This window comes from Actinoplanes sp. NPDC048791, from assembly GCF_040650095.1.
In the GTDB taxonomy this organism is placed as follows: domain Bacteria; phylum Actinomycetota; class Actinomycetes; order Mycobacteriales; family Micromonosporaceae; genus Actinoplanes.
Genome location: NZ_JBEZGQ010000460.1, coordinates 1 through 6435, shown reverse-complemented (window position 1 = coordinate 6435; position 6435 = coordinate 1). Strand labels below are relative to the sequence as shown.

The window sequence follows — 6435 nt, the reverse complement described above, 5'->3', positions numbered from 1 at the left end:
CGGGGGGGGTCTGAACGCGAAAGGGCCGGCCCCGCCTTGCGCGGGCCCGGCCGGCGAACGTCCGTGAGCGGTCAGCCCGTGTTGCGCATGCCGGCCGCGATGCCGTTGACCGTGGTCAGCAGCGCCCGCTCCAGCGCCGTCGAGTCCGACGCCGAGCGGCGCGCGCCCGGTGCCGTCGGTGCCTGACGCTCGTCGGCGTTCAGCTCGCGGTACTGGCGCAGCAGCGCGACCTGAAGGTGGTGCAGCGGCTCCAGGTACGTGTCCCGGACGCCCAGCGTGCGCGACAGCTCGGGCTGGCTGGACAGCAGCTCGTCGCGGCCGGTGATGGCCAGGATCTGCTCGACCGTCTTGGCGTACTCCTGCTCGATGGTGCCGAAGATCGGCTTGAGCTCGGCCGGGACCAGCGTCTCGACGTACCGCCGGGCGATGGTCAGGTCGGTCTTGGCCAGCATCATCTCCACGTTGGAGACGAACGTGCGGAAGAACTGCCAGTTGGCGTACATCTCCTGGAGCACGTCGGCCTGACCGGCCTCGCGGACCGCGAGCAGGCCGGTGCCCACGCCGAACCAGCCCGGCACGATCTGGCGGGTCTGGGTCCAGCCGAACACCCACGGGATGGCCCGCAGGCCGCCGAGCCCGGCGTCGGCGTTCGGCCGCTTCGCCGGCCGGGAGCCGATGTTGAGCGCGCCGAGCAGCTCGGTCGGGGTCGCCGCCCAGAAGTACGCGGGCAGGTCCGGATTCTCGACCAGCGCCCGGTACGCCTTGAAGGCCGCGCCCGACGCTGTGTCCATCGCCCCGTCCCAGCGGGCCAGCGAGGAGAGGTCGACCGACGGCGACGTGTGCAGCAGCGTCGCCTGGAGCACGGCGGCCACGGTCAGCTCCAGGTTTTCCCGGGCCAGGGCCGGCAGCGTGTACTTGTCGGAGATGACCTCGCCCTGCTCGGTCACCTTGATCGCGCCGTCCAGCGTGCCGTACGGCTGGGCCAGGATCGCCTCGTGCGTGGGGCCACCGCCGCGGCCGACCGTGCCGCCGCGGCCGTGGAAGAGCCGCAGCCGTACGCCGTGCCGGGCGGCGACGTCGCGCAGTGCCCGCTGCGCCTTGTGGATCGACCACTGGCTCGTGGTGATCCCGGCCTCCTTGTTGCTGTCGGAGTAGCCGAGCATGACCTCCTGCAGATCACCGCGGGCCCGCACGATCTCCCGGTACGCCGGCAGGGACAGCATCTCGTCCAGCAGCTCGCCACCGGCGTCCAGCTCGGCCGGGGTCTCCAGCAGCGGCACGATGCCGATCCGGGCGCGCCCGGTGTGGATGTCGATCAGGCCGGCCTCGCGGGCCAGCACCGCCGCGGCCAGCACGTCGTCCACGCCCAGGGTCATCGAGATGATGTACGACTCGATGACGTCCGCGCCGAACCGGTCCTGCGAGTCGCGGATCGTGTTGAACACGTCGAACGTCTTGCGCGCCGAGTCGGTCAGCGGGGTGTCGTTGCTGGACAGCGGCCGCCGCCCGGTGAGCTCGGTGGCCAGCAGCTTGGTGCGCTCGGGCCGGTCCAGCGCCAGGTAGTCGTCGACCTCGCCGACCTGCGTGTACATCTGGGCCAGCACCTCGTGGTGCTTCTCGGCGTGCTCGCGGACGTCGAGCGTGGCCAGCTGCAGGCCGAAGGCGGACACCGTACGGATCGCCGACGCGACCGTGCCGACCGCGGTGAGCTGCCCGGAGTTGCGGGCCAGCGAGGCCCGCATCAGCTCCAGGTCGCCGACCAGTTCGCCGGTGCCCAGGTAGTCGCGGCCGGGCACGTGGGCGGTGCCGCGCCGCAGCCGTTCGCGGGTGTTGGCCAGCTTGGCCTTGATGCAGCGGACCTTCAGCCGGTACGGCTCTTCGGCGTTGGTGCGGCGGAACCGGGGCGCCACCTCGGGCAGTGCGTCCAGGTCCTTGGCCAGGCTGGCCGACAGGTCCAGGGACACGCCGCGCAGCCGCCGCGACACCGACAGCTCGTCGATCAGCGCGTCCATCGCCGCCTCGGTGGCCTGGATGCCGTGCTCGTGCTGGATGATCAGCACGTCGCGGGTGACGGCCGGGGTGACGAACGGGTTGCCGTCGCGGTCGCCGCCGATCCACGTGCCGAAGGTCAGCGGGCGCGACGTCGGCGAGGTCTCCACCCCGAGCTGGCGCAGCGTCTCGGCGAGGTCGTCGAGCACCTGCGGGGCCGCGTCGGCGTAGAGGTCCTTGAGGTAATAGACCGCGTTGCGGGCCTCGTCGGTCGGGTCGGGCCGGTCCAGGCGCAGCTCGTCGGTCTGCCAGAGCAGGTCGATCAGCTCGGCGAAGCGACGCGTGGAGGCGGTGGTGTCGGTCGCGCCGTACAGGATCGCGGCACTGGCCTCGCCGTCCAGCGAGTCGGCGAGCTGGCGCAGCTTCGACAGGATCGAGCGGCGGGCGGCCTCGGTCGGGTGCGCGGTGAAGACCGGCCGGACGGCCAGCCGGCGGGCGGCCGCGGCGATCTCGTCGGCGGGCACGCCCTGCTCGGCGATGCGCTTGGCCGCCTGGTCCAGCCAGCCGCCGTCGCGGGCGCGGCGGCGCTGCAGGTCGCGGGCTCGGTGCACCTGCTCGGTGATGTTGGCCAGGTGGAAGTAGGTGGAGAACGCCCGGGCCAGCTTGGTGCCGGTCGTGACGTCCAGGGCGGAGAGGCGCTCGGCGGCGGCCGGGGCGTCCGCCCGGACCAGCGCGCGGACCTCCTCGACCAGGTCGAGCAGCGGCTTGCCCTCCTGCCGGGCGAGCGTCTGGCCGAGCAGCGTGCCGATCCGCCGGATGTCGGCGCGCAGCGCTGCGTCAGGGCCCTCGGGGTCGAGTTGGCCGAGCTGGTCTGTCATCGGAGCGCTCCTCGGGTGAAGAACTTGCAGGGGTTTTCCGCCGCGGACGGGATCGGCATCGCGTGCGGAAGGACAGCGCTGTCCCGACTTCGCTGATCGTATCGGTGCCCCGCCCGGCCGGCGTGATTTGAGGTAAGTCTCATAGGCGCTTACGGCCGCTTCACGCCTTTCCGGATTACCTGTGCACCACAGAGCTCCGGGGAGGACAAGAAATGCCAAGAAGGACCCGAATCGTGGTGGCCGGTGCCGTCGCCACCGCTCTCGGCCTGGCCGCGGCCGGCATGGGAGTGGCGGACGCCGCGGCGGCCCCGCCGCCGCTGGCCTTCACCATGGCCACGGCGAACGTGCTGGCCGAGCGGTACGTGTACGACGGCGAGCAGGGCTACCTCGACTTCGATCTGGGCGTGAACGTCATCGCCGGCAAGGACCCGCTGGAGATCCAGGCCAAGCGCTCGTCCTACGCCAAGCCGATCACCGCCGAGCAGATCGTGGTCCGCAACGGCAAGAAGAAGGCCGTGAAGCTGCCGGCCGGGATGGTCACCGGGTGGGGCGGCCTCAAGGACTTCACCACGATCACCATGAAGAACGCGGCGGGCAAGCAGGTCGCCGGCTACCAGACAGATTTCTGCCCGAACGCCTACGAATCCGCCCGGACCCGGCGGGACGCGCCGGCGCAGAACCCCTATCCGCGGGGCTGCTCCGAGGGCCCGTTCAACCTGGGCGCGGTCTGGGGCATCCAGGCCGGCTGGAACGCGCCCGTCGCGAGCCTGCCGCGCACCGGCGAGTTCGACCTGCCGGACGGCGTTTACACCGCGACCGTCAGCGTCAACAAGAAGTACCGGGACTACTTCAAGATCGCGGCCAAGAGCGCGACGCTGAAGCTCACCGTCACGGTCAAGACGATCGACCGGGGCGAGGGCGCGGCGGCCGCGGCCAAGGCCAGGGTCAAGGCGGCCCAGGCGGGCGACGACCCCGCCGAGGCGGCCGCTCTCGCCGAGCACGGCGAGCACGCCGGCCAGGGCGATCCGGATCTGCAGATCTCCGCGTACAAGCCGGGGTTCCGGCCGCCGGCCAAGCGCCCGCGGGCGGTCAAGGCCTCGGCCATCGCCAAGGGCCCGCGTCCGGACCTGCGTTCGCTGCCCGCCTCGGGCATCTCGCTGTCGCAGGAGGAGGACAAGAAGTGGTACGTGAACTTCGGTGCCACCGTCTGGAACGCGGGCACGTCGCCGTTGCTGGTCGACGGTTTCCGGCAGACCGGCACCGAGCGGATGGACGCGTACCAGTACTTCTTCGACGCCAAGGGTAAGGAGGTCGGCTCGGTCGCGGCCGGCACGATGGAGTGGGACGCCCGCGAGGGGCACCGGCACTGGCACTTCACCGACTTCGCGCGGTACAGCCTGCTCAAGGCGGACAAGAAGGTCGCCGTGCGCAGTGGCAAGGAGGCCTTCTGCCTGGCCAACACCGACGCGGTCGACTACACGATCCCGAGCGCCAAGTGGCGCCCGGACAACACCGACCTGTCCAGCTCGTGCGGTCAGAACACGGCCGTGGCGGTGCGTGAGGTGCTCGACATCGGCAACGGTGACACGTACACGCAGGACCGGCCCGGCCAGTCCTTCGACCTCACCGGCCTGCCCAACGGCACGTACTACATCGAGGTCAAGGCCAACCCCTCGAACAAGCTCGCCGAGCTGAGCACGAAGAACAACACCGCCCTGCGCAAGATCGTGCTGGGTGGCACCGCGGCCGAGCGCACTCTCAAGGTGCCCTCGGTCAACGGGCTCGACTGATCGTCGAACGCCGATCCAAGGCGCCGGCTCCCTCGGGAGTCGGCGCCTTCTTCTGTGTCTCCACCTGCGTGCTTCGAGGTGGGTCTCTCAAGCCCTTACGTCCGCTTCACGCCATTGAAGTTTACCTGTGCGTGATACCCGCCTCCGGGAGGAAAAGCATGACAAGAAGGACCCGCATTCTGGTGGCCGGCGCCGTCGCCACCGCTGTCGGCATCGCCGCCGGCGGGATGGGCGTGGCGAACGCGGCCGCCGATCTGCCGCCGCTGGCGCTGACGCAGGCGACGACCAACGTGGTCGCCGAGCGTTACGTCTGGGAGGACGAGACCTACCTGTTCTTCGATCTGGGCGTCAACGTGATCGCGGGCAAGGACCCGTTCGAGATCCGGGCCAGCCGCAAGTCGTACGCGGACCCGATCGTGGCCAAGCAGGTCGTCCTCAAGAACGGCAAGAAGACCGAGGTGACGCTGCCGGCCGGGATGGTCACCGGCTGGAACGGCCTCAAGGACTTCACCACGGTCAGCATCAAGAACGCCGCGGGCACCGAGGTCGCGAACTACAAGACCGACTTCTGCCCGAACGACTACTCGTCGACGCGGACCCGGCGGGACGCCCCGGCCGACAACCCGTACCCGCAGGGCTGTTCCTACAACCCGTTCACCCTCGGCTCGGTCTGGGGCATCCAGGCCGGCTGGAACGCGGTCACCGACAGCCTGCCGTCGACCGGCGACTTCGACCTGGCGGACGGCGACTACACGGCGACCGTCACGCTGAACAAGACGTACCAGGACTACTTCAAGATCGCGGCGGGCGGTTCCTCGCTCACCGCGAACGTCAAGGTGGAGACCGTCGACGAGGGCAAGAACGCCGGCGCGGCCGTCAAGGCCAAGGCCAAGGCCGCCCGGGCCGGCGCGGACACCGCCCAGGCCGCGGCCCTCGCCGAGCACGACGAGCACGCCGCCCAGGGTGACCCCAACTCGCAGATCTCGGCCTACAAGCCGGAGTTCCGCCCGCCGGCGAAGAAGCCGAAGGCGGTCAAGGCAGCGGCCATCCCGAAGGGCCCGCGCCCCGACCTGCGCTCGCTGCCGGCCTGGGGCATCACGCTGGAGCAGGGCGACGGCAAGGCGTACGTGAGCTTCGGCGCCACCGTCTGGAACGGCGGCACCTCGCCGCTGCTGGTCGACGGCTTCCGGCAGACCGGCACCGACCTGATGGACGCGTACCAGTACTTCTTCGACGCCAAGGGCAAGGAGGTCGGCTCGGTCGCCGCCGGCACCATGGAGTGGGACCCGCGCGACGGCCACCGGCACTGGCACTTCACCGACTTCGCCCAGTACAACCTGCTGACCTCGGACCAGAAGCAGGCGGTGCGCAGCGGCAAGGAGGCGTTCTGCCTGGTGAACACGGACGCGGTCGACTATACGATCCCGAACGCCAAGTGGCGCCCGAGCAACACCGACCTGTCCAGCTCCTGCGGTCAGAACACCGCCGTGGCGGTGCGTGAGGTGCTCGACATCGGCAACGGCGACACCTACACCCAGTCGCTGCCGGGCCAGTCGTTCGAGATCACCGACCTGCCCAACGGCACGTACTACATCGAGGTCAAGGCCAACCCCTCGAACAAGCTCAGCGAGCTGAGCACCACCAACAACAGCGCGCTGCGCAAGATCATCCTGGGCGGCACGCCGGCCGAGCGCACCCTCGAGGTGCCGCCGGTCAACGGCATCGAAGGCTGACCCACCAACGGCCCGCGGGCACCGGCTCCAGAGTGGAGCCGGTGC

The 6435-nt window shown here is 70.4% G+C and carries 3 protein-coding genes; 2 read left to right on the top strand and 1 reads right to left on the bottom strand.

Going from position 1 to position 6435, the window contains the following annotated elements:
• Positions 1-71: 71 nt before the first annotated feature.
• Positions 72-2867, bottom strand: a complete 2796-nt coding sequence (ppc, locus tag AB0C29_RS27935; protein ID WP_360825979.1) for a phosphoenolpyruvate carboxylase — start codon at positions 2865-2867, stop codon at positions 72-74.
• A 212-nt stretch (positions 2868-3079) separates the two neighbouring features.
• Between ppc and AB0C29_RS27930 the strand changes: the two genes are divergently transcribed.
• Both AB0C29_RS27930 and AB0C29_RS27925 read left to right on the top strand, forming a co-directional pair.
• Positions 3080-4657, top strand: a complete 1578-nt coding sequence (locus AB0C29_RS27930) for a lysyl oxidase family protein (RefSeq protein WP_360825976.1) — start codon at positions 3080-3082, stop codon at positions 4655-4657.
• Between the two features lie 158 nt (positions 4658-4815).
• Positions 4816-6390, top strand: a complete 1575-nt coding sequence (locus tag AB0C29_RS27925) for a lysyl oxidase family protein (protein WP_360825973.1) — start codon at positions 4816-4818, stop codon at positions 6388-6390.
• Positions 6391-6435 lie beyond the last annotated feature (45 nt).

Excerpts from the sequence above, each read along its gene's own strand:
- ppc (WP_360825979.1), bottom strand. The coding sequence starts at position 2,867 with ATGACAGACCAGCTCGGCCAACTCGACCCCGAGGGCCCTGACGCAGCG.
- AB0C29_RS27930 (WP_360825976.1), top strand. The coding sequence starts at position 3,080 with ATGCCAAGAAGGACCCGAATCGTGGTGGCCGGTGCCGTCGCCACCGCT.
- AB0C29_RS27925 (WP_360825973.1), top strand. The coding sequence starts at position 4,816 with ATGACAAGAAGGACCCGCATTCTGGTGGCCGGCGCCGTCGCCACCGCT.